Below are 24,194 nucleotides of genomic sequence, written 5' to 3'. Positions count from 1 at the left end.
TTTACTTTAACAGCAAGTTTAATACCAAACACCTTTTTTAAGTTGGCAGTTATTTTGCTTCATTAAAGTACTAATTATAGTGAGATTAAGTATGAAAAAGCCAAAAAGAGGTCAACATGCAGAGCAACCAGCTCATATTCCAATTAAAGGCTGGTGGGATATTGCAAAGCGTATTTTTGCGCGCATGAGTAAAGACAATTTATCTTTAGTGTCTGCAGGAGTGGCGTTTTATGCGCTACTTGCTATTTTTCCAGCCATTGCTGCTTTGGTTTCTATATACGCTTATTTTGCTTCACCTGTGGAGATCAGTGAGCATCTCAGGCAGTTTACATCCTTAATACCAAGTAGTTCACGTGAGCTGATTTTATCGCAAATCTCAGATCTCACACAAAGCTCTCAAACACGTTTAACCTTAGGGGCGTTAGGCACACTATTACTCACTATTTGGAGTAGCTCTAAGGGAAGCCAAGCATTAATTACAGCCTGTAATATAAGTTATCATGAATACGAAAAGCGCTCTTTCTTGAGGGCGCAGCTTGTTCGTTTTATGTTTTCGGTAGGCGCTATTTTAGTCGCTATTTTTGCGCTGTTGATTATTGGTATCTTGCCCATAGTACTCAATTTAGTGGGCCTCAAGGACAGTATTGATTTGTTGATCAAGGTTGTGTCGTGGCCAATACTGGCACTTACGTTTAATTTTGCATTAGTGCTTTTATACCGTTATGCACCGCATAGAAAAGCCGCTAAATGGCGTTGGATAACGCTTGGCTCTGTTATTGCAACCGTATTTTGGATTGTGGCATCTATTGGCTTTTCATTTTATGTATCGCGTTTTTCAAGTTATAACGAAACTTATGGATCGCTGGGTGGGGTGGTGATCATGCTTATGTGGTTATATATAAGTGCGTATATTGTAACCTTAGGTGCCGTTATTAACGCAGAGACAGAGCAGCAAACAGCGAAAGACAGCACAATCGGGCCAGAGAAAGAACTAGGTGAACGCGGCGCTTATGTTGCTGATCATCTGGGTATCAAAAACGATTAATTAACCGCTATTCTGCAGCTATTATTACTGTAAGTTGCTCTTTAAATTCTTGTGCTGCAGGGCCCAATCTATCTGCGTCGTTACACATTAAATATAAGTTAAGAGGACGCGTAGTGCCTTGTTCAAGATTAAGCACTTTGAGGGTATGATCATCAATTAGGTGAGCGACTTGATTGAACGGAAGCCACGCGTAACCTAGGTTTTGGCTCACCATATCAATTGAATTGCGTAAATGGCTTACTGTCCAACGCATATCTGCGCCTAGCCACCCTTCGTCTTGGCTAGTGTGTGTTGCAGAGTCGCGCACTACAATTTGTCGATGTTGTTTTAAATCTCGAAAGCTTAATTGATCTTCGCGCTGGTTAAGTGGGTGATTTGTATGTGCGACGGCAATAAATTCAATGTCTGTTAATTTACTGCAACTAATACCATAAATAGGAACTGATGAAATAGCTAAATCAACAACTGCATTGTTGAGTAATTCGTTGGCACCGGTTAACACGCTTTCAATTAAATCTATTTTTAGCAATGGATAAAGCTCACTTGTTTTAGCAAGCGCTTGGTACAAAATAGGTTGAGGGAATACTTCATCAACTGCTATTTTTAATGTGCTTTCCACACCTTCACTTAGTGTATTTGCAACTGACTCTATTTTATTCGCTTCTTCAATTAAAAACTCTGCGCGGCGCAATATAAGTTTCCCACTTTCAGTTAAAAACGCTTTACGACCTTTAACCTCAAGTAATTTTATTTGCAAAGCCGCTTCTAATTTTTGAACTGCATGATGGACCGTTGACTGGCTTTTGAAAACTGCGGCGCTTGCACCTGCAAACCCGCCATGGTCCACTACGGCTTTAAACATTCGCCATTGATCTAATGTGGGTTTTGCCATTGAAATTCCTGTTAATGCTTTATTTGCCTACGTAAATTGACCGCTCAAAGCGATTATTTATTGCATAACAACAGTGGTTTAATTAAACCCAGGTTTGAGATAAGTTTATTATTCAGCAATCAGTTAACTTAGAAAGCATTACTCTTTTATTAGTGATTAGCGTCATAAAGTCATTTTTATTAAGCGGTTTAGAAAATAAATAGCCTTGTCCATAATCACAGCCAGCTTCAGTTAGTAGCTGGTACTGTAATGGGGTTTCAATGCCTTCTGCTATTACTTTTAAACCAAGCTGATGAGCCATTACAATAATTGCCTCGCAAAGCGAGAGCTCTTGGCTGTTGGCTTTAATATTATCAACAAAGCGTTTATCAATTTTTAAATAATCAGTGTCCATTTCCTGCAAGTAGGCCAGTGAAGAGTAGCCTGTACCAAAATCGTCAAGCGCCAATTGCATCCCCGATTTCACAATTTGTTTGAGGCGCTTTTGTGTAAGTTCCTCAGGGTTAACCATCAAGCCTTCCGTTATTTCTGCAACAATAGACGAGGGTGGAATTTTAGCGGCATCAAGCATGGCATACCAATCATCAATGCCACTATTAGCAGTAGATAGTTGTATGGGCGAGACGTTTATACTTATTTGAAAATCGTTATCTGTAATTTTTTTTATATCGGTAAGCGTTTCTATTGCTTGCGAAAATACAAATTGCCCAATGGCATTAATTTGTCTTGTTTCTTCAGCAAGTGGAATAAACGCAACTGGGCTTATTAGCCCCTTTTGCGGGTGTTGCCAGCGTATTAAGCCTTCGGCCTTGTGTATATGTAAATCGTTAAGCGACACGATAGGCTGATAAAATAATTCAAACTGGTTATATTCTATTGCACAGCGCAAGTCTTTCAGTAAATGCATGCGAGCCTGTGCTTGCTCTCTCATATCCCGAGAGAAAAACTCAAAGCCATTTCGACCATTACTTTTTGCTTTATACATAGCCTGATCGGCTGCTTTTAGTAATTGCTCAGTATTTTCACCATCATCAGGTGCACAGGCAATACCCATACTGGCACTTATAAACACTTCTTCATTATCTATATGTATTGCAGACGATAAGCTTTGCAAAATATTACTAGCAATCTGGTTGATATGGCGGGTACTTTTAATCTGATTAAATACAATAACAAATTCATCGCCGCCAATACGCGCAACAAATTCGGCATTTTTAGCTGAATTGACAATACGCTGTGACACTAGCTTTAATAAGTTGTCTCCGTAGTGGTGGCCTAAAGTGTCATTGATATCTTTAAAGTGATCAATATCTAAAAGCATGACCACAAAGGTTTCATTTTCATTCTTAGAATTAGAAAACTGTTTATTAAGTCGTTTTTTAAGCTCTAATCGATTTGGCAAATCGGTTAAATGATCAAAATGAGCTTGCCGCCAAATTGTTTTATTTGCTTGGATTTTTTCAGTTAAATCAGTAAAAATAGCGATTCGACGGGCTGGGTTATTATTTTCATCGTAAACCGTGTCTATGTTTAACCATTCAGTGAACAGCACCCCATCTTTTTTACGATTTATAATTTCACCTTGCCAACGGCCTGTCGCATTTATTGATGCCCAAATTTTCTCATAAAACTCTTTTGAGTGCTCTCCTGATGAAAGTATGCGGGTAGAGTGGCCAATCACTTCATCTTTCGAATATTGTGTTGTTTCACAAAAAGCAGGGTTTACATCAAAAATAATACCGTTAGCATCTGTAATTGCCATACTTTCACTACTATTGCCGTAAACAAGAGATGCTAAGTGAAGCGAGTCTTCATTTACTTTTCGTTGGCTGATATCACGTAGCACAAGTATTAACTCATCGTTCTTTTCAAGATGATTGATATGAGCTTCAAAGTAATGAGTGGTTATACCTGTACTTATTTTAAAATCAAATGTGATGACGTCTTTGCGAGTTGATGCTTCATTTAAAATTTGTTCAGTGATGTCGGTTGGTAAAATATCTAATAATTTTTTCGGTGATTTATTGTTAGCTGAAAATAGCGGGATAATAGTGCCACTAATATTAAGTACCTTACCTAGGTTATTTAACCTAAGGTACATATCGGGGAGAGCATTTAATAACCCCGTTAGTTCGTCATGTTTATTTTTTAAATCGGCTTCTGTTTGCAAACGAGTCTCAGCCATTACTTCAAAGCGTGAATATAAAGCGGACAGCTCGGGACTATTAGGCTTAATTTTTTTAGTTGGCATATTGCCTTGTGCTAATAGGTCGGTTGCTTGGGCAAGTTCTTCAATGGGGTAAAAAATACTTTTCCTGATAATACGATGCCCAATAAAAGCAATAGTTAAAATAGCGCTAAAAAATAAAATAATAGTTTCTAAAAAGTGTGTATTTGCGCGAGCAATATACTTATCAGTGGGTGATGTAATGTAAATTTCTAAATTATTGTTATTAATATCGTTATAAATAGTCGCGCGATGAAAAATTTGATTTACATTGTTTGCGTCTTTAAACATAGCAAGTGAGTTATCGCCATGTAAAAAGTGTTTGTTGTTTATTTTTTCCCCCAAAGGGAGCAATGAATTCGGGTAACTTGCCAGCACAAGGCCATTAGAATCAGCAATAACAGCCTTAGAACCGTTTGGAAACTCGGCTTTGTTCAAGGCTGTATTCCACCAGTTAAGCGCAATAACTGTAACAACAACCCCCTTCAATTGCCCTCGCTCACTAATAATAGGGGAAGCAAAGTTAACACTGGGTGCTTGAATGCTTCGATCGTATTGAAAATATCCAATTGAAAAGCTTTTATTCGCTATGGCATTTTTAAAGTATTGCCTATCACTAATAGAAACATTTTTTACTATGCCATTGGTTACACACTTTAAGTTTCCTTTAACATCTACCACACCAATGTTGGCAACATTATTATAGAGAATGTGTGTTTGGTGAAAATACTCAGGGCAGGTTGAAGGGAGGTTTGTGTCGTCAGCAATCGTGTTTGCTAGAAATTGAGTGAGCTGCTCAGTTTCGCTAATCATTGTGGTTTGCTGGTGGGTTAAGTGTTTTGCAATATTAACGACTCTCTCCTGGCTTTTTTCTATTGCAGCCTCACGCTCAGCCCATAGAGCTAAAAATGTCACAACGATGCCCGGAATACTGATAACAATAAGTAGTCGATAAAGTTGGCTTTTGAGAGATGAAGTTAAGATACCCTGTCCCTTTTTTGAGTAAATTTAGTGGTGATTGTAGTCAATAAATTATAAAAAAACCATATTTTATAAGTTGTTATAAAAAAAATATTTCACCATTAAAACATTCTATATAAACGAACGATTAGCTCGATATAAAGACATGGTTGTTTTGTTTTTTCAGTGCTTTAATGAGTATAGATAATATTTCATATAGTGATTTAAAAAATGAATATAGCAAAAATATTAACGTCTTATGCAACACAAGATGGCGATGGTGTCAGTATAAGTCGTATACCTGGATTCGATGGTAAATACCTTGACCCGTTTTTAATGATCGATGAGCTTAAGTCAGATAACGAAGCTGATTACATGGGTGGTTTTCCTGCACACCCGCACCGAGGTATGGAAACGTTTACTTATATCATTAAAGGTGGATTTGAGCATCAAGATCAAATGGGTAATAAAAAAGCGATCAGAGCAGGCGATGTGCAATGGATGAGCACAGGCAAAGGGGTGATCCATAGTGAAATGCCTTTAGCTGATGCCAAAGATGGACTTCATGGTTTTCAAATTTGGATCAATATGCCAAGCACAGAAAAAATGCGCGATCCGATTTACCAAGACACAACGCAACATCCGGCTCCAACGTTTAAAAATAAAAGTGGCGTAACACTGACTGCCCTTGCTGGTTCATGGCAATTTGAAGCTGTCGAATTAACATCAAGTATTCAAAAGCTTTCAGCAAATGCCGCTTTAGCTGATGTAACTTTACCTGACGGTCAGCTGTTAAAGCTAGCCCCGTTAAAACAGCAAAATGTGATGCTTTACGTACATTCTGGGTCGCTTATTACGAAAGATAATCAAACACTCAAGGCGGGTAAGTTACTAATTTTAGAACCTGGTAGTGATATTGAGATAGCAACGCAACATGGCGCAGGTGTATTAATTTTAGCGGGTGATCCGCTTAAGCAACCCATTGCACATATGGGGCCATTTGTTATGACTACACAGGCCGAAATACATCAAGCCATTCGTGATTATCAAAATGGTGAATTTGGCACACTTATTTAATTTTTGAGGAGCAAATAATGGGATTACTCGTTAATGGTCAATGGCAAGATAAATGGTATGACACAGATTCAAGCGACGGTAAGTTTGAGCGAGAGGCCGCGCAATTACGAAATTGGATCACGCCTGACGGTAGCCCAGGAAAAACGGGTGAAAGGGGGTTTAAAGCTGAGGCTGGGCGTTATCATTTATATGTTTCGTTAGCGTGCCCTTGGGCACACCGTACGCTTATTTTTCGAACTTTAAAAAAACTTGATGAGTTCATATCTGTATCGGTTGTAAGCCCCGATATGTTAGCTAATGGCTGGGAGTTTGATCAAAATAACTACAGTACCGGAGATGCCTTGTTTGCTAGTGATTACTTACATCAAGTTTACACTAAAAATAATTCTAGTTACTCAGGGCGAGTAACCGTTCCTGTATTGTGGGACAAAAAACAAAACAAGATAGTGAGTAATGAATCTGCCGATATAATACGTATGTTTAATAGTGCATTTAACGAAATAACAGGTAACAAAGACGATTACTACCCTGAATCGCTTCGTAGTGAAATAGATGAACTAAATGCATTAGTCTATCCAAATATTAATAACGGTGTATACCGAGCTGGATTTGCAACAGCAAAACACGCTTACGAGCAGGCATTTGATGATGTGTTTAATGCACTCGACAACGTTGAAAAAATATTGAGTAAAAAACGCTACCTTGTGGGCGACAAAATAACGGAAGCAGATTGGCGTTTATTTACAACGTTAATAAGGTTTGATTGTGTCTACGTAGGGCATTTTAAATGCAACTTGCGCACAATTGAGAGTTACCCTTCGTTAAGCGGGTACCTAAGGGATTTATACCAAGTTGAGGGGGTTGCAAATACGGTTGATTTTTATCATATCAAACGACATTACTATTTTAGCCACACTATGATCAATCCAACCCAAATTGTACCAAAAGGGCCCAAAATTGATTATTTACAGGCACATGGTAGAGGTTAATTAGCCAATTAACCTAAGCAGCCAGCCGTATTTTCTTATAAGGCTGGTTTCGCTTTTGCCTGACTGAACGGCAACGCCAGCTATAAATGCGCTGCTTAAGCCCACTTTGCTGGCAGCAAAACGCTTTAATCGATATATAAAAGCGACTTGATGTTGTCGTTTTAGCTCGCTTTGTAAGTCCATCTGTTTAGTCAGCGCTTTTACACACTCATCGGGGTTTTTAATTAATATATCAACTAACATATTAATATCCTTATAAGTTTAACAATTGCTTAATGCTTCGAATTGTTTTGCTAAACCCTATTTTGTTGCTTAAATAAACGGTGCTTTTCCATAACCAAATCAAACACGCCACTTGCAGCAATGTTGCGGTTGCAATGCTAAGCCATACAGAACCAAATAAGTCATATATTCCATAGCCAATCGCGCCAAGCACTCCCGCCCACAACAAAACCAAACCACTGGCAAAACAGCCTAAAAATATAGAGATCAGTGCAAGCGATCTTAACGATAAGCGCCACTCAGCTTTCGCAAGTTGGTGGGTGATCTTTCCTTGAGTATGATAATCATCCTTGAGCTGTTTTGAATACGTTAAAAGTTTTGCGATGTGATCTTGCCAATCATCCTTTTGATACTGTTGATCAGTAGTTTGGTTTTGCGCTGTACCGTCCTTGGTTGTGCTTGAGTGGAAATCTTCCATCAGATTTTACTTACGACGAAACAGTGAAGTAATTAACATACCCGCTGCAAACGCAATACCTGCAGTTGCTAGGGGGTTTTCAGATGCAAAAGCACGTGTTTTAGCTGTGCACTCACTCAGTTTTTCGCGGGCAATTAACTGCTTTTCACTCAGTGCTTCAGCTGAACTTGATGCACCTTTCCTTACACTACTTTCAGCTGTTGCTGCTTTTGTAGAAAGTGCATCAACAGCATCATGAGCAGCTGATGTTGCTTTTTCTGTCAGTGGGGCATCGGTCGTTTGTGCCTTAGTGTCAGACTTAATATCTGTAGTCGTATTTTGCTTATTTGTTGCAGTAGCCATAATCAATCCTTAATGAGTAAAAGTATTTAAGTAGTGTATTGATAGAAGCAACAATCAAACCACACTATGTAATTTTCTTAATTCATTGATTTTAATTACTATTTTGTTTTTTAGTGAACCACTTTAAATATATAATAAAAACGAAGCAGTAACTCTTACCACCAACCTAAGTAAATATTACAAAGTGGGTAAAACCCACTAAAAAATTGTAATTATTCATTGTTTATTCAGTAATCAAACCATGTAAACAAAAGGTTATTAAAGTAGATAAAAATATTTTTTTGTTTGTATCTCCACTTTTTCCCACGTAATTCAACCGCTTCGCCTGAACCCTTATTTTTTCTAGCTTAGAGACTCGTTAAAGGAGGTCAGCTTACTTGACAAAAAGGCTTGTCAAGCCCTAAACTGGAGCACTGTGGTAAAAAGTGGTTTTTAGTGGATCAAACTGGATCAGCATAGTTAATAGCTGATTAAAATAATTTAAAGCAGGCTAATTATGTTCCGTGGCGCGAGTTCACTGAGTTTGGATGATAAAGGACGTTTTGCGGTGCCGACCAAGTACCGAGAATCTCTGCTATCTGAAGATCAGGGTACAGTGATTTGCACCGTCGCGTTAAATGAGCCGTGCTTATGGTTGTATCCATTGGCTGAATGGCAAGAAATAGAAAGTCGTTTAGCTAAAATTTCCAACATGAATCCACGTGCCCGTCGAATGCAACGCATGTTGCTAGGCAATGCGACAGAGTATCAACTTGATAAAAATGGTCGAATTTTGTTAGCGCCGTCGTTGCGTGCGCATGCAGACCTTGGCAAAAAGATAATGCTAGTAGGGTTAATGAATAAATTTGAAATTTGGGATGAAGCGCGTTGGAACGAACAGATGCGCCAAGACACTGAGCTTGAAAGGCTAGGTGATTTTGAGCCTAATTCAGATTTAGATAACTTTACACTCTAACGGCACAAAAAAAAGGCAAACAATAGCTAATGACAGCGCAATTTGAACACGTATCCGTTTTGATGGACGAAACCATTGATGCCCTAGCAATTAAGCCAGACGGCATTTACATGGATGGCACATTTGGACGAGGCGGTCATTCAGGTCAAATACTTGCACGTTTAGGCGATGCAGGACGCTTACAAGCGATAGACCAAGATCCACAAGCTATAAAGTCGGCTGAAAAATTTGCTGATGATGGCCGTTTTGCTATTGCACACACTCGATTTTCAAAACTATACGATGTAGCAGAGCAAAACGATCTTATTGGTAAAGTGGATGGCATTTTATTAGATATTGGCGTGTCATCTCCACAGCTTGATGACGCTGAGCGTGGTTTTAGCTTTATGAAAGATGGCCCACTTGATATGCGTATGGATCCAACAAGTGGCCGAAGTGCTGCTCAGTGGTTAGCAGAGGCTGAGTTAGACGATATTACCCACGTCATTAAAAAGTTGGGTGAAGAAAAGTTCGGTAAGCGTATTGCACATAAAATTTTAGAAACGAGAGAGCACACACCCATTACTACCACTAAGCAGCTTGCAGATTTAGTTGATGAAGCTGTACCGGTAAAAGATAAGTTTAAGCATCCTGCAACACGCACTTTTCAGGCTATTCGTATTTATATAAACAGTGAACTTGAAGAGATTCAAACAGCATTACAGTCTGCCGTTAAAGTGCTTAAACCAGGTGGTCGCTTAGTGGTTATTTCGTTTCACTCGCTAGAGGATCGCATAGTAAAACAATTTATTCGAAAACAGAGTAAGGGAGAAGCATTACCCAGAGGTCTGCCTTTAACCGACGCACAAATAAATCAAAACCTGACGTTAAAAGCAGTGGGTAAAGCTATTAAACCAAGTGTTGAAGAAGTTGCACGTAATCCGCGTTCGCGAAGCTCTGTACTTAGGATTGCTCAGAGGTTGGGATGAGTACAAAAGCAAATCATCGTCAACCTCCCAATTTATTTTTCGAAATAATTAAAGGCCTGGGTGCTAATAAGCTGACCTTGGCCTTGTTGGTTACGATATTTGTTTCTGGTTTTAGCGTAGTGCAAGTTACGCATTTAGCGCGCGGGCAATTAATTGAACAAGATATGTTACTGCAAGAGCGTGATGAGCTTGATTTAGAGTGGCGATACTTACTCGTTGAGGAGGAGTTTTACTCTCAACATGCGCGTATCGAAGAAGTAGCAACCTCGCAACTAAAAATGAAAAGACCGACAAGTCAGGATGAACAGGTAATTATATTAAAATGAGAAATCGAGGCAAAAAACCAGTCAACAACTTAATTACATGGCGTTTTATGCTTGTGTGTTCGGTTGTACTTTTGGTGTTTGTAACACTCGTATCTCGTGCTGCTTATTTACAAGTAATTGAACCTGATAAAGCACGTTCAGAAAGTGATAAACGCACAGTACGTGTTGAAAAACTACACGTACAACGCGGAATGATTTTTGACCGCAATGGCAAAGAACTCGCGGTAAGTGTACCTGTTGTGAGTGTATATGCTGACCCTAAAGCGTTGCATAAATCGCTTGTATCTAAAGTTGTTAGACAAGCGCGTAAAAATGGCGAGGATAAACAAGCACTGTTAGATAATGCGGTAGAGCTAAACAAGCGCACCGCGCAGTATTACAAAAACGATTTACGTTGGCGCGAACTAGCTGATGTATTACGTATTGACCAGAAAAAAATTAACGCCCGCCTTTTAAATGATCCTAGTCGTCGCTTTGTTTATCTAAAGCGACAGGTAACCCCTGCAGTTGCTGATTATATTGGCAGCTTACGTCTTCCTGGTATTCATTTATTGGATGAGTCTAAACGTTATTATCCGGCCGGTGAAGTAACTGCGCATATTATTGGTTTTACCAACATCGATGGTAAAGGAATTGAAGGCATTGAAAAGCTCTACGAAAACGCTTTAACTGGTGAAGAAGGTCGTCGCACAATTAGAAAAGATGCTCAAGGCCGTGAAGTACAAGTGCTAGATGAGCGTGAACGTGTAGAGCCCGAAAGCATTCAACTAAGTATCGATCAACGTATTCAGGCAATTGCTTATAAAGCCGTAAAGTCAGCGGTTTTATCTTATAAGGCTACATCGGGTTCAGCCATGGTGGTTGATGTTAAAACCGGTGAAGTACTAGCCATGGTTAATAGTCCATCTTTTAATCCAAATAACTTAACCGATGCAGCTCCACATAAACGCAGAAATCGCGCTATTACTGATTTGTTCGAACCGGGTTCAACCGTTAAGCCACTGGCCATTTTAGCTGGGCTAGACTACGGCGCAATTCAAGCCGATGAACAAATAGACACCTACCCAGGTTGGATGCGTTTAGGCGGAAGTTTAGTCCAAGATACGCGTAACCATGGTGAAATGTCACTGCGAGAAATACTAAAATATTCGTCAAATATGGGGGTGACTAAAGTCACTCAGCTGGTACCAAAAGACTACCTGGTAGGTTTATTCCAAAAGGTTGGGTTCGGATCTGATTCAGGCACCGGTATGGTTGGTGAAAGCAGTGGTTTATTTTACCCAAACCGTCGTTGGTCTGATCACGAAATTGCTGCATTGTCATTTGGTTACAATATTGCTGTTAGTACTGCGCAAATGGCTCGCTTTTATGCCATGTTAGGTGCCGGAGGGGTCAATAGGCCACTCACTGTGTTAAAGCAAGATTCCGTCCCTGAAGGGGATCGTGTGTTTCAACAGCAAGATGTTGAAGCGGTAGTACACATGATGGAAAGCGTATTTGAAAGTGGCGGAACAGCACACAACGTTAAAGTTGATGGTTATCGTGCTGCAGGTAAAACGGGAACTTCTAAAAAAGCCGCAGTAGGTGGCTACGGTGATGAATATGTTGGTTATTTTGCGGGCGTGGCGCCAGCAAGTAATCCGCGTTTAGCTGTGGTAGTAATGATCAATGAACCTGGCGGTGATGTGTACTATGGAGGTGCCACTGCAGGCCCTGCATTTGCAGAAATCGTTTCTAACGCATTAAGAATATTAAACGTCGCACCCGACAAGGAAGAAGTTGCGTTCGTAAAAGGCAAAAAGAATGATGCGTGATTTAAAAACCATTTTAAAATATATCGAAATAGATGCACCCTCGCAGTTAGTTAATCATTTGCGATTGGATAGCCGAGACGTCAACCCAGGCGATGTATTTGTAGCAATAAAAGGCCATGAGTTAGATGGCGGGCAGTTTATAGCTAAAGCAATTGAAAATGGTGCAGTGGCAGTTATTGCTGATAGACTTTGCGAGTTCGAAGTTGAATTTGACCCGCTTTACTTAGTGTCTGAGCTTGATAAAAAACTGGCTGAACTTGCAAGTCGATTTTACAACCAGCCTAGCCATAGTCTTGATTTAATTGGAGTAACTGGTACAAACGGTAAATCGACCACCACGGCTATGATTGCTCACCTAGCGCAGTACTGTAATACGCAGTCAGCAATTATTGGTACGCTAGGTTTCGGTCATCCAGAGAATTTAACGCCGTTGATAAACACCACGCCTTCGGCAGTCGATTTACAACATATCTTAAGTGACTTACATCAAGCGGATAAAAAATTGGTGGCAATGGAGGTATCGTCGCATGGCCTTGTGCAGCATCGTGTTGAACGGTGTCTGTTTAAAGCCGCTGTGTTTACTAACCTTTCTCGCGATCACTTAGATTACCATGGCGATATGGCAAGTTATGGTGATGCAAAGCTCATGCTATTTCGCGATTTTGATCCACAGCTTGTCGTACTAAATCAAGACGACAACCAAGCAGAGCAGTGGCTTGAAAAATACGATTTTAATCATTTAATTTGCTACGGACGAAAAAATTTAGCACCTAAAAATGCACAGTATGTGTACTTTTCAGATGTTGATTATTCGGCTGAAGGTATTTCGGCGCAATTATCTACAAGCTGGGGTGATATTAGGGTAAAATCGCCGCTGTTTGGTGAATTTAATCTTTATAATTTAACGGCTGCTTTAGCAACATTACTTGGTTTGGGCTATCCACTAAAACAGCTTATTGCAGGTTGCTTACAACTTCAGCCAGTGGCAGGAAGAATGCAGGCATTTAGTGCTGTGGGTAAACCAACCTGTGTAGTGGATTATGCGCATACGCCAGAAGCACTAGCTTTGGCACTACAAGCGTTGCAAAAACATGTACCTGGTGGTGTTAGCTGCGTGTTTGGTTGTGGCGGTGATAGAGATAAAGGCAAGCGAGCTTTGATGGCACAAGCTGCTGAAAAAAATGCTAACAAAGTTATTATCACCAGTGATAATCCTCGCTCAGAAGAGCCTAATGCAATAATTGCTGATGTGTTGGCTGGTTTAGAGCATCCTCAAAAGGCCCATTCAGACGCCGATAGAGCACGTGCAATAAGCTATGCAATTAATAATGCGTCCTCGGATGAGGTGGTTTTAATTGCCGGTAAAGGCCATGAAAATTATCAAATTATAGGCAATGAACGTTTCGACTTTTGCGATCGTCAATTTGTACAAAAACAACTAATAAAAACAGGTAGAGGGACTCAAACATGATCCCGATGGATTTTGATTGGTTAGCCAGTGTGCTAACAACTGATTATCAAGGTGATAATCAGCAAGTGCTTAACATAAATACAGATACTCGCACAGTATGCGAAGGTGACGTGTTTTTAGCACTGAAAGGGCCAAATTTTGATGGTCACAAATTTATCACTGAGGCAAAACAAAAAGGCGCTATAGGCGTTATCGTCGATCATAAAGTCGATGTTGATATCGCCCAGTTTGTAGTGAAAGACACACGTATTGCATTAGGGGTTATTGGCACCGCTGTTATGGCCCAAGTGGCACCTAAAACAATCGCTATTACCGGCAGTGTAGGTAAAACCACTGTAAAAGAAATGTGCGCGGCTATTTTATCTGTACATGGCGATGTGCTGGCAACAAAAGGTAATTTTAATAACGATATTGGCGTACCTCTAACGTTATTGCGTTTAGAGCCGCAGCACCGTTTTGCTGTAATAGAGCTTGGTGCAAATCATTTAGGTGAAATTGCATACACAACGGCAATGGCAAAGCCAGACGTAGCGGTAGTGTGTAACGTAGCACCAGCACATTTAGAAGGCTTTGGTAGCTTAATGGGGGTGGCCAAGGCAAAAGGCGAAATTTTTGATGGCCTAAAAGAAGATGGCGTAGCCATAATTAATTGCGATAGTGAGTTTAGTCAATATTGGCTAGATAAGCTTGAAGGACGAAATATAAAGCGTTTTTCAACGTCTGAAAAACTTGATATTTGGGCTGAAGATATAAGCTTGGATGCCAATGCTCGTGCAAGCTTTACCTTGTGTACAAAACAAAAAAAGGTACCTGTTACCCTAGCACTACCGGGCAAACATAATATTGGTAATGCGCTTATTGCTGCTGCGCTGACAAGCGAGCTTGATGTAACTTTAGAAGATATTGCCAGCGCTTTGGCGACAATGGGCGATGTAAAAGGACGTGTTAACTTAATAGAAGTGTCTGATCTGCTCACCGTGGTTGATGATACCTACAATGCTAATGTTAAATCGGTTAAGGCTGCCATTGACTTACTGAGTGATATGCAAGGTCACCGTATTTTAGCGTTGGGCGATATGGGAGAGCTTGGCGAAGATGCACGTAAATACCATCAAGAAGTGGGTGAATATGCGCTTCAAAAAGGCATTGATGAGTTATTTACTTTAGGTGTGTTGAGTAAGTGTGCCAGCGATGTGTTTGAGCTGCCTAATCGTCACTTTTCAAACCGCGATCAGATGCAACAACAAATTCAAGCCACAATTAATCACGTTAATAAAAAAACAACCATCGTCGTGAAGGGATCACGCAGTTCTCGCATGGAATTATTAGTAACCGATTTAGTAAATGGCCAGCAACAAGCCATCAATGGAGTATCATAATGTTAGTTTGGCTGGCTGAGTATTTAACACAGTATTATAGTGGTTTTAATGTTTTTTCGTATTTAACACTGCGCGCTATTTTGGGTATTTTAACCGCGTTGGTTATGTCGCTTTATTTGGGGCCAAAGTTAATTCGTGGTTTGCAAAAAATGCAAATAGGGCAAACCGTGCGTGACGATGGTCCGCAATCGCATTTATCTAAATCGGGTACACCTACAATGGGTGGCTTACTTATTTTAGCGGCAATATTTACCAGTACATTATTATGGGCAGATCTCTCTAATAAGTATGTGTGGGCAACATTATTTGTAATTGGTTCTTTAGGTATTGTGGGCTTTATTGATGACTACCGTAAAGTTATTCGTAAAGATCCCAAAGGACTAATAGCTAAATGGAAGTACTTTTGGCAGTCAGTAATTGCATTAGTGGTTGCAACTGCATTGTACTTTTCAAGTACACACGCTGTTGAAACCTCATTAGTTGTTCCGTTTTTTAAAGATGTGTTGCCACAGTTAGGCTTGTTTTACATTGTTATTACTTATTTTGCATTGGTGGGAACATCAAATGCTGTAAACCTGACCGATGGCTTAGATGGTCTTGCTATTGTGCCTACTATTTTAGTGGCTGCGGCACTTGCCATTATTGCTTATCTAACAGGTAATATTAATTTTTCTGCTTATTTACATATTCCTCATTTGCCATTAGCCAGTGAGCTTGTGGTTGTATGTACTGCCATTGTTGGTGCAGGCCTTGGTTTTTTATGGTTTAACACCTACCCGGCGCAAGTATTTATGGGCGATGTAGGCTCATTAGCGTTAGGGGGCGCATTGGGTATTATTGCGGTGTTGGTCCGTCAAGAACTGCTACTTATTATTATGGGTGGGGTATTTGTAATGGAGGCGCTGTCGGTAATTTTACAAGTGGGCTCGTATAAGTTGCGCGGCCAACGAATTTTTAGAATGGCACCTATTCATCACCATTACGAATTAAAAGGTTGGCCTGAGCCACGCGTTATTGTCCGTTTTTGGATTATATCTATTGTGCTTGTTCTTGCTGGCCTTGCGACATTAAAGATAAGATAAATGCAGTATTTAAACGAGATAAAAAATAAACAAATAACAGTGCTCGGACTCGGTGTAACCGGTCTGGGCATTGTGCGTTTTTTACTATCTCATGGTTTGTCACCAAAGGTTGTCGACAGCCGGGCAAATCCACCAGGGATTGAATGGCTAAGTAATCATGCGCATAGTTTAAACACACATTTTGGTAATTTAGATACCGCAGATCTTAATTGCAGCGATATGATTATTATCAGCCCCGGGCTTAGCCTTAAAACTCCAGCTATTGCGAGTGCTATTAATTCGGGTGTTGAAGTAATAGGTGATGTTGAGCTATTTGCGCGCATTAATACTAAGCCTGTCGTGGCAGTTACTGGCTCAAATGGCAAATCAACAGTGGTCACACTGGCGTACGAAGTGTTAAAAACTGCTGGCTTTAATGTGGCACTAGGCGGGAACATTGGTACCGCAGTGCTTGATTTATTGAGTGATGACTTTGATATATATGTTCTTGAACTTTCGAGCTTTCAATTAGATACCACAACAAGCTTAAAGTCGGTGAGTGCTACCGTATTAAATGTATCTGAAGATCATTTAGATCGTTACGACAGCTACCAAGCTTATATCGATTCAAAGCTGACTATTTACAACGGTGCCGAGTGCATTGTTGTAAATGAAGATGACAAACAAACACACCCCGTAAGTACTTACTCAGCGCCTAAGGTAAGTTTTGGTGCATCGCAAGGTGAATACCACTTAGCAGAGCACAATGGCAGTACTTACTTTACAGCTAAAAACGAGTTGCTTTTACCTGTAAATTCGTTAGCTGTTATGGGTAAACACAATTATTTAAACACGCTTGCGGTTATGGCGTTACTAAGCCCTTTTAATATTAGTAATGAGGTGTATAAAAAAGCACTTGGCCACTTTAATGGTTTAGCTCACCGCTGCCAATTTGTTGCACAGTTAGGTGGCGTTAAATATTTTAACGATTCAAAGGCAACTAATGTAGGCGCCACTATTGCAGCCATAGATAGCCTATCAACAGGCATTGAAGATCTCATTGTTATAGCAGGTGGCGATGCTAAAGGCGCTGATTTAAACCCACTTAAGCCTTACTTAAAAAAACACGTAAAAGCGCTAATTTGCTTTGGTAAAGATGCAAAAGATTTAATGGCACTAACCAGTAAAAGTCACTTAACACAGAATATGAGTGAGGCGGTTACTTTAGCAAAGCAGTTTAGTTTGCCAGGTAATGTCGTTTTACTAGCCCCTGCGTGTGCAAGTATTGATATGTACAACAACTATATGCAACGTGGCGATGACTTTGTTACGTGTGTTTTGGCAGAGCAAGTATGACTGCCTTTGCGCAAATAAAAGAGGCGTTAATACCTAAGCCATCGGCGCAGCTTTACGATGTGCCTTTGCTCTATTCAATGCTAATGCTAATTGGCGTTGGCTTTATTATGGTGATGAGTGCGTCTATGCCAACGGCAGAACGCCTTTTTGATAACTCACATCATATTGTTATTCGTCACGGGATGTTTTTGGCCGTTGCGTTTGTGCTTTTTTGGATTGCTGTATGTGTGCCAATGGACTGGTGGAAGCGATCCAATGCTTATTTATTGATATTGGGCATGGTATTGCTCATTGCTGTACTCATTATTGGTCGCGAGGTTAATGGTGCCAAACGGTGGATCCCAATAGGGCCTATTGGTTTTCAAGTGGCAGAGGCTGCAAAGCTGTACTTTTTTAGTTACATAGCGGGTTACTTGGTTCGAAAGCGTGAAGAAGTACAAGAAAACATAAAAGGCTTTGCAAAGCCGATCGCGGTGTTTGCCGTGTATGCATTGCTTATTTTATTACAACCTGATTTAGGCACCGTGGTGGTTATGTTTGTAACCACTGTTGGTTTATTGTTTTTAGCCGGCGCTAAGTTATGGCAGTTTTTTGTACTTATCCTGACGGGAATTGGCTTAGTTGTTTTGTTGATTATTGTAGAGCCCTATCGTATGGCACGTGTTGTCGGTTTTTTAGATCCCTGGGACGATCCATTCGGAAAAGGGTACCAGCTTGTTCAATCGTTAATGGCATATAGTCAAGGTGGTTGGTTTGGCCAAGGGTTAGGTAATAGTGTACAAAAGTTGCAATATTTACCTGAGGCACATAATGATTTTATTTTTGCGGTTATTGGCGAAGAGCTTGGTTTAGTTGGCGTGGTAAGCATTTTAATGGTGCTCGCTACTTTAGTATTTAGAGCACTATTAATTGGCCAGCAAGCCTTAAAATGCGGCAAAGAGTACGAAGGCTATTTTGCTTTTGCAATTGGTATTTGGTTTGCGTTTCAAACCATGGTTAATGTGGGCGCTAGTGCGGGAATTTTACCGACTAAAGGCCTTACGTTACCGTTTATTTCTTATGGTGGTTCTAGTTTGATGATTATGACCATAGCAACTGGAATATTATTACGCGTTGATTTTGAAACTAAAATGGCAACTAAACAAGCGACCTCAGGTGGAGGTAAACGATGAGTAAAAAGTGTGTTGTAGTCGCAGGTGGTACTGGCGGGCATATATTTCCGGGTATTGCAGTTGCTGATTATTTAAAAGAACAAGGCTGGCAGGTTACTTGGATTGGCACACCCGATAGAATGGAAGCAAGCGTTGTTCCTAAACACAATATAAATATTGATTTTATTAATGTAAAAGGTGTTCGCGGGAACGGATTAAAACGCCTCATTAAAGCACCATTCATGGTAATTAATGCAATATTGCAAGCGCGTAAAGTATTGAAACATCAATGTCCAGATGTCGTTTTAGCTATGGGAGGCTACGTCACTGGCCCAACAGGCATTGCTGCAAAAAGTTTGGGTATTCCGTTGGTTATTCATGAGCAGAATGCGGTTGCGGGTATGAGTAATAAATGGCTTTCACGATTTGCAAATCGTGTTTTGGCTGCATTCCCAAGTGCATTTGACTCGGGTAAAGCCGAACTTGTTGGCAACCCAGTGCGTCAAAGTGTAATTGATATACCAATGCGTGATGTTTCAAGCCCTATCAATATGTTGGTTGTAGGGGGATCGTTAGGGGCTCAAGTGCTTAATCAAACGCTACCCGCTGCATTTAAAGCCCTTAATAAAACCAGTGAAATAAAGGTATGGCACCAAACAGGTAAAGGGCATTTAAATGGTGTTGAGCAAGCATATAAAATGCAAAATTTTTCAAGCGACAATGTAAAGGTTGCTGAATTTATTGATGATATGGATGCAGCGTATGCTTGGGCCGATATTGTTATTTGCCGAGCAGGTGCATTAACAGTAAGTGAAATTGCAGCAGCGGGAAAAATGGCTGTATTTGTGCCGTTTCCTCATGCAGTTGACGACCATCAAACGGCTAATGCCCACTACTTGGTGAAGGCTGAGGGGGCGTTAGTTATGCAGCAAAGCGTGTTTAATGAGCAATCGATTGTTGAGCTATTAACCCCTTATTTAGTAACCCCGAGTCTAATTAATAAAATGGCTAGTAATGCAAAAAAACAAGCCATTTTAGATGCCACAGCAAGCGTAGCCGCGCACTGTGAGCAAGTATCGAATAAGAGAGCGTAAGTGAAAGAAGCATCAGTACAAAACAAAAACATACGACCTGCAATGCGTAGAATAGAAACCATCCACTTTATTGGTATTGGTGGAGCGGGTATGGGCGGTATAGCAGAAGTGCTTGCTTTTGAAGGTTACCGTATTACAGGTTCAGATATTGCGCATAGTGCAATGACAGAACGCTTAATTAAAGCCGGTGCAGAAGTATTTATTGGTCACCACGAAAATAACGTAAAAGACGCCAATGTTGTTGTAGTTTCAAGTGCAATAGATGAAACAAACCCTGAAATAATTGCCGCAAAAGCCGCAAGAGTTCCCGTAGTGCGTCGTGCTGAAATGCTTGCGGAATTAATGCGTTTTCGCCATGGTATTGCCATTGCTGGTACCCATGGTAAAACCACAACGACCAGTTTAATTGCCAGTATTTATGCACAAGCAGGGCTTGATCCTACTTTTATTATTGGTGGCTTATTGAACAGTGCGGGTAGTAACGCAAAGGTGGGCAAAAGCGATTTTTTAATAGCAGAAGCTGATGAAAGTGACGCGTCGTTTTTACATTTACAACCCATGGTATCGGTGATCACTAATATTGAAGAAGATCACATGGATACCTATGGCGGCAGCCTCGAAAAAATGAAAGACACCTATGTGGATTTCATACATAACTTACCATTTTATGGACTGGCTGTTGTGTGTATAGATTCTGAGGTGGCTGCCGAACTTATTCCTCGCTTTGGTCGTCCTATTATTACGTATGGCGATTCGCCTAGTGCTGATTATCGTATGAGTGATTTTAGTCAATCAGCGAACACCTGTACGTTTACAGTCACCAATAAACAAGGTGAGTGCTTAACCGCAACGCTTAATATGCCAGGTAAACATAATGCGCTTAATGCAACTGCGGCGATTGCAGTAGCAAAAGATCAAAATATTGCTAATCATGCAATTTTAGAAGCCTTGCAAAAGTTTGAAGGGATTGGTCGTCGTTTTCAGCATTATGGTGAATTTGAGAACGAGCGCGGTAATGTAATGCTTGTTGATGATTACGGTCACCACCCGTCGGAAGTAGCGGCTACCATAGCGGCTGTTCGTGAAGGGTGGCCTGATAAGCGTTTGGTAATGGTTTATCAACCACATAGATTTAGCCGTACTCGTGACTTATACGAAGACTTTGTAAAAGTACTCGCTGATGTTGATCAGCTTTTATTGCTAGATGTTTATGGTGCAGGCGAAGAACCGATTGTAGGAGCTGATAGTAAAAGTTTATGCCGAAGCCTTCGCCAACGCGGCAAAGAGCCATTGCATGTAGCGTCAAGTAAAGAGCTTGCAGGTGTATTAGCCGATAACCTACAAAATAATGACTTAGTGTTAACGCAAGGTGCGGGTAATATAGGTCAGTTAGTAAAAACATTAGCGGCGACAGGTATGTCGGTAGAAAAATTAAAGCAAGGTGAAGTATGACCCAAGTAAATGCACAATTTGGTAAAGTAGCGGTACTGCTTGGTGGAAACTCTGCAGAGCGTGAAGTGTCATTAAAGTCGGGTCAGGCTGTTTTTAATGCATTACAAAATTGCGGTGTGGATACTATTGCGTTCGATCCTCAAAATCGATCGTTATGGGAATTAAAAGAATTAAATGTAGAGCGAGTTTTTATTGCGCTGCATGGCCGAGGTGGTGAAGATGGAACCGTCCAAGGTGCATTAGAGTTTATGAACTTACCTTATACAGGTAGTAATGTACTTGGCTCGGCTTTAGCAATGGATAAAATTCGTTGTAAGCATCTGTTTAAATCTGCGGGTTTAAGCACAGCACCTTATGCCGTTGTTGATGCTAAAAAGGGTTTTGATGCACATGCCATTATGGCTGAATTTAAAAAAGTGATGGTTAAGCCCTCTCATGAAGGGTCGAGCATTGGTATGGCGCAAGCAACTACTGCGCAAGAGCTTGAAGATGCATTAATAAATGCATTTAAGTTTGATAGCCAAGTGTTAGTAGAGCAGTGGGTAACCGGGCGCGAATTTACAGTGACTGTTTTAGGTGATGAAGTACAGCCCGTAATCGAAATGACAACACCGAATGGCTTTTACGATTACCAAGCAAAGTATCAATCAAACACAACACAGTATCATTGCCCAGCAAATTTATCGGCGCACGACACACAGCTTTTACAGGCTATGTCGTTAGAAGCATTTGAGTTAGTCGGTGCAAGCGGTTGGGGTCGCGTAGATGCAATGCAAGATGAGCAAGGCAATTTTTATTTATTAGAGGTCAATACCGTACCCGGAATGACAGAAAAATCATTAGTACCAATGGCAGCAAAAGCAAATGGGGCAACTTTTGAGCAATTAGTTGTTCGCATTTTGGAGCAAACGCTTTAATATGCATCCCTTTTTAGAAAAAGCTCATAAAATCAAACAGAACCTAAATTGGTCGCTGATTTTTGGCGTGAGTTTTTTTTTAGTGGTTGTTATTGGGTTAGTGCAAATTACAACGGGTGTATCTGATTGGTTAGTAAAAAACAAAGATGCGCAAATAAAGCACTTAACTGTGCAAGGACACCCTAAATACACAGATGAAACCGCGATTATAACAGCAATAAAAAAAGCGGATCTTAGTAGTTTTTTTGAGCTTGATGTAAAGCACGTGCAAAAGCTTGTACAAGATTTACCTTGGGTAGCGACAGTGTCAGTGCGAAAACAATGGCCAGATACGATTCAGGTCTATGTTGTTGAACACGAGGCGGTGGCGCATTGGAATAGTGATTTATTAATTAATCACAATGGTGAAGCTTTTCAAGCGCGCAGTGACAAATTAAGTAAAGATTTACCTCAGCTATTTGGCCCAGAGGGCAGTGAACAAGAAGCATGGATTGCCTTTAAACAGTTTGACGAAATGCTTAAAGTAAACGCGTTAACGCTTAAAAGTTTAGCGTTATCAGAGCGTTTTTCTTGGCAGCTTTGGCTTGATAGCGGGGTGCGCTTAAATTTAGGGCGCAGAGATAAAGCCAAGCGTGTGCAGCGTTTTATAGACGTGTATCCACGCATGGAATACCCAGAAAAAGCACAGATAGATGCAGTAGATTTACGGTATGATACCGGCCTTGCAGTGAGCTTTAAGCCAGTGCAAGAAGAACAATTACAAAATAAGAGTAAGGCATGACTAAGTCAGCAGAAAGAAACCTCGTGATTGGATTAGACGTTGGTACCTCGAAAGTGGTAGCCACGGTAGGTGAAATCACCGCAGATAACAAGCTCAGCATTGTGGGTGTAGGCAGCCAAGTATCTCATGGTATGGATAAAGGCGGCGTTAACGATTTGAACTTAGTGTCTGAGTCTATTCGCCGTGCGATTGACGAAGCCGAACTAATGGCCGATTGTCGAATTAGCTCAGTGTACTTGGGGATTTCTGGTAAACATATTCAATGTCAGAACGAAAGCGGTGTTGTTGCTATAAACAACACTGAAGTGACAGATGAAGATATTGAAAATGTTATTCACATTGCACGCTCTGTGCCGATATCGGCTGAGCGTAAAATGCTGCACGCATTGCCGCAAGAGTACAGTATTGATATGCAAGAAGGGATTAAAAATCCTTTAGGTATGAGCGGTGTGCGTATGGAAGCACGTGCACACATTATTACCTGCTCCAACGACATGGCTAAAAACATAGAAAAATGTGTTGAACGTTGCGGCCTTGAGGTCGACCAACTGATATTTACAGCATTAGCTTCTTGTTATTCAGTTCTTACAGACGATGAAAAAGAATTAGGCGTAGCGGTACTTGATATTGGTGGTGGTACAATGGACATCACTATTTATATTAATGGTGCGCTGCGTCATTCAGCAGTCATCCCTGTGGCGGGTAATCAGGTAACGGGAGATATTGCAAAAATATTTCGTACACCTATATCGCATGCTGAGTCACTCAAAGTACAATATGCATGTGCAAGCAGCCAATTGGCAAGCAGCGAAGACACGATAGAAGTGCCAAGTGTAGGCGGACGACCAGCAAGGTTAATGTCGCGTCATACGCTGTCAGAGGTTGTAGAGCCTCGCTTTAGAGAATTGTTTGAACTGGCGATGGAAGAAATTCGTCGTTCAGGTTTAGAAGACCAAATTGCGGCGGGTCTCGTTATAACAGGCGGGACTGCCAAAATGACTGGTGCAATAGAAGTGGCGGAAGACATTTTTCAAATGCCAGTAAGAATAGGTAAGCCAATCGGGATGGTTGGTTTAACAGACTATGTAGATGATCCTTCGTACGCAACCGCTGTTGGTTTGTTACAATACGGGCGTACTATGCAATCGATGAATGCACAAAAGTCGAAAGCAGAGGATAACAATAATTGGTGGAACCGCATTACTAAATGGTTTCAAGGCGAGTTTTAAGACTCAAG

The 24,194-nt window shown here is 40.6% G+C and carries 22 protein-coding genes; 17 read left to right on the top strand and 5 right to left on the bottom strand.

What is annotated here, in order from left to right:
* The first annotated feature begins 91 nt into the window (after nt 1–91).
* Nucleotides 92–1,045: a YihY/virulence factor BrkB family protein gene (locus tag CWB62_RS15600; RefSeq protein ID WP_058403231.1), complete on the top strand. Its 954-nt coding sequence runs from the start codon at nt 92–94 to the stop codon at nt 1,043–1,045.
* A 7-nt stretch (nt 1,046–1,052) separates the two neighbouring features.
* Here CWB62_RS15600 and CWB62_RS15595 read toward each other — a convergent pair whose 3' ends face one another.
* Both CWB62_RS15595 and CWB62_RS15590 read right to left on the bottom strand, forming a co-directional pair.
* The gene (locus CWB62_RS15595) at nt 1,053–1,937 is read right to left on the bottom strand and encodes a LysR family transcriptional regulator (protein WP_138529574.1); all 885 of its coding nucleotides are present in this window, start codon (nt 1,935–1,937) and stop codon (nt 1,053–1,055) included.
* 112 nt (nt 1,938–2,049) lie between these two features.
* On the bottom strand, nt 2,050–5,079 hold the full coding sequence (locus CWB62_RS15590; RefSeq protein WP_138529576.1) for a bifunctional diguanylate cyclase/phosphodiesterase: 3,030 nt from the start codon (nt 5,077–5,079) through the stop codon (nt 2,050–2,052).
* A 276-nt stretch (nt 5,080–5,355) separates the two neighbouring features.
* On the opposite strand from CWB62_RS15590, the gene CWB62_RS15585 reads away from it, so the two are divergent.
* Together CWB62_RS15585 and CWB62_RS15580 are read left to right on the top strand one after the other, a co-directional pair.
* Entirely contained in the window at nt 5,356–6,201 is an 846-nt protein-coding gene (locus tag CWB62_RS15585; protein ID WP_058403228.1) for a pirin family protein, read from the top strand.
* Between the two features lie 17 nt (nt 6,202–6,218).
* Entirely contained in the window at nt 6,219–7,190 is a 972-nt protein-coding gene (locus CWB62_RS15580) for a glutathione S-transferase family protein (RefSeq protein ID WP_138529578.1), read from the top strand.
* Here the strand turns inward: CWB62_RS15580 and CWB62_RS15575 are convergent, their stop codons facing one another.
* From CWB62_RS15575 to CWB62_RS15565, 3 genes are read right to left on the bottom strand one after another with little or no spacing between them, the layout of a single operon-like run.
* Nucleotides 7,191–7,433: a hypothetical protein gene (locus tag CWB62_RS15575; RefSeq protein ID WP_138529580.1), complete on the bottom strand. Its 243-nt coding sequence runs from the start codon at nt 7,431–7,433 to the stop codon at nt 7,191–7,193. It lies immediately after the preceding gene.
* Between the two features lie 10 nt (nt 7,434–7,443).
* On the bottom strand, nt 7,444–7,890 hold the full coding sequence (locus CWB62_RS15570) for a threonine/serine exporter family protein (RefSeq protein WP_138529582.1): 447 nt from the start codon (nt 7,888–7,890) through the stop codon (nt 7,444–7,446).
* 6 nt (nt 7,891–7,896) lie between these two features.
* The gene (locus CWB62_RS15565; protein WP_058403224.1) at nt 7,897–8,232 is read right to left on the bottom strand and encodes a hypothetical protein; all 336 of its coding nucleotides are present in this window, start codon (nt 8,230–8,232) and stop codon (nt 7,897–7,899) included.
* 496 nt (nt 8,233–8,728) lie between these two features.
* Between CWB62_RS15565 and mraZ the strand changes: the two genes are divergently transcribed.
* From mraZ to ftsA, 14 genes are read left to right on the top strand one after another with little or no spacing between them, the layout of a single operon-like run.
* Nucleotides 8,729–9,187, top strand: a complete 459-nt coding sequence (gene mraZ, locus CWB62_RS15560) for a division/cell wall cluster transcriptional repressor MraZ (RefSeq protein ID WP_006792136.1) — start codon at nt 8,729–8,731, stop codon at nt 9,185–9,187.
* 29 nt (nt 9,188–9,216) lie between these two features.
* Nucleotides 9,217–10,155, top strand: a complete 939-nt coding sequence (rsmH, locus tag CWB62_RS15555) for a 16S rRNA (cytosine(1402)-N(4))-methyltransferase RsmH (protein WP_058403223.1) — start codon at nt 9,217–9,219, stop codon at nt 10,153–10,155.
* Nucleotides 10,152–10,481 carry a cell division protein FtsL gene (gene ftsL, locus CWB62_RS15550; protein WP_058550716.1) on the top strand — a complete coding sequence of 110 codons (330 nt, stop codon included), beginning with the start codon at nt 10,152–10,154 and terminating at the stop codon, nt 10,479–10,481. Before rsmH ends, ftsL begins: the two co-directional genes overlap by 4 nt.
* The gene (locus CWB62_RS15545; protein ID WP_058403221.1) at nt 10,478–12,295 is read left to right on the top strand and encodes a penicillin-binding transpeptidase domain-containing protein; all 1,818 of its coding nucleotides are present in this window, start codon (nt 10,478–10,480) and stop codon (nt 12,293–12,295) included. The genes ftsL and CWB62_RS15545 overlap by 4 nt, the downstream gene beginning before the upstream one ends.
* Nucleotides 12,288–13,766 carry a UDP-N-acetylmuramoyl-L-alanyl-D-glutamate--2,6-diaminopimelate ligase gene (gene murE / locus CWB62_RS15540; RefSeq protein ID WP_138529640.1) on the top strand — a complete coding sequence of 493 codons (1,479 nt, stop codon included), beginning with the start codon at nt 12,288–12,290 and terminating at the stop codon, nt 13,764–13,766. Before CWB62_RS15545 ends, murE begins: the two co-directional genes overlap by 8 nt.
* Nucleotides 13,763–15,145 carry a UDP-N-acetylmuramoyl-tripeptide--D-alanyl-D-alanine ligase gene (locus CWB62_RS15535; protein ID WP_138529584.1) on the top strand — a complete coding sequence of 461 codons (1,383 nt, stop codon included), beginning with the start codon at nt 13,763–13,765 and terminating at the stop codon, nt 15,143–15,145. Before murE ends, CWB62_RS15535 begins: the two co-directional genes overlap by 4 nt.
* On the top strand, nt 15,145–16,227 hold the full coding sequence (mraY, locus tag CWB62_RS15530; protein WP_138529586.1) for a phospho-N-acetylmuramoyl-pentapeptide-transferase: 1,083 nt from the start codon (nt 15,145–15,147) through the stop codon (nt 16,225–16,227). The genes CWB62_RS15535 and mraY overlap by 1 nt, the downstream gene beginning before the upstream one ends.
* Nucleotides 16,228–17,562, top strand: coding sequence for a UDP-N-acetylmuramoyl-L-alanine--D-glutamate ligase (gene murD, locus CWB62_RS15525; RefSeq protein ID WP_138529588.1), 1,335 nt, complete (start codon nt 16,228–16,230; stop codon nt 17,560–17,562).
* Nucleotides 17,559–18,734 (top strand): cell division protein FtsW, encoded by a 1,176-nt coding sequence (ftsW, locus tag CWB62_RS15520; protein WP_138529591.1) that lies wholly within the window; start codon nt 17,559–17,561, stop codon nt 18,732–18,734. The genes murD and ftsW overlap by 4 nt, the downstream gene beginning before the upstream one ends.
* A complete protein-coding gene (gene murG / locus CWB62_RS15515) occupies nt 18,731–19,807 on the top strand; it encodes an undecaprenyldiphospho-muramoylpentapeptide beta-N-acetylglucosaminyltransferase (protein WP_138529593.1) in 1,077 nt (358 codons plus the stop codon). The genes ftsW and murG overlap by 4 nt, the downstream gene beginning before the upstream one ends.
* Nucleotides 19,808–21,259, top strand: a complete 1,452-nt coding sequence (murC, locus tag CWB62_RS15510) for a UDP-N-acetylmuramate--L-alanine ligase (RefSeq protein WP_138529595.1) — start codon at nt 19,808–19,810, stop codon at nt 21,257–21,259.
* Nucleotides 21,256–22,176 (top strand): D-alanine--D-alanine ligase, encoded by a 921-nt coding sequence (locus tag CWB62_RS15505; RefSeq protein ID WP_138529597.1) that lies wholly within the window; start codon nt 21,256–21,258, stop codon nt 22,174–22,176. The genes murC and CWB62_RS15505 overlap by 4 nt, the downstream gene beginning before the upstream one ends.
* 1 nt (nt 22,177) lies before the next feature.
* On the top strand, nt 22,178–22,957 hold the full coding sequence (locus CWB62_RS15500) for a cell division protein FtsQ/DivIB (protein ID WP_138529599.1): 780 nt from the start codon (nt 22,178–22,180) through the stop codon (nt 22,955–22,957).
* Complete coding sequence (ftsA, locus tag CWB62_RS15495; protein ID WP_138529601.1) at nt 22,954–24,186, top strand: cell division protein FtsA; 1,233 nt, start codon at nt 22,954–22,956, stop codon at nt 24,184–24,186. Before CWB62_RS15500 ends, ftsA begins: the two co-directional genes overlap by 4 nt.
* Nucleotides 24,187–24,194: the final 8 nt, after the last annotated feature.

The sequence above is a fragment of the Pseudoalteromonas sp. S408 genome (assembly GCF_005886645.1).
Lineage (GTDB): Bacteria > Pseudomonadota > Gammaproteobacteria > Enterobacterales > Alteromonadaceae > Pseudoalteromonas.
The sequence above is the reverse complement of the archived record's forward strand: the minus strand, read 5'-3'. Positions and strand labels throughout refer to the sequence as shown.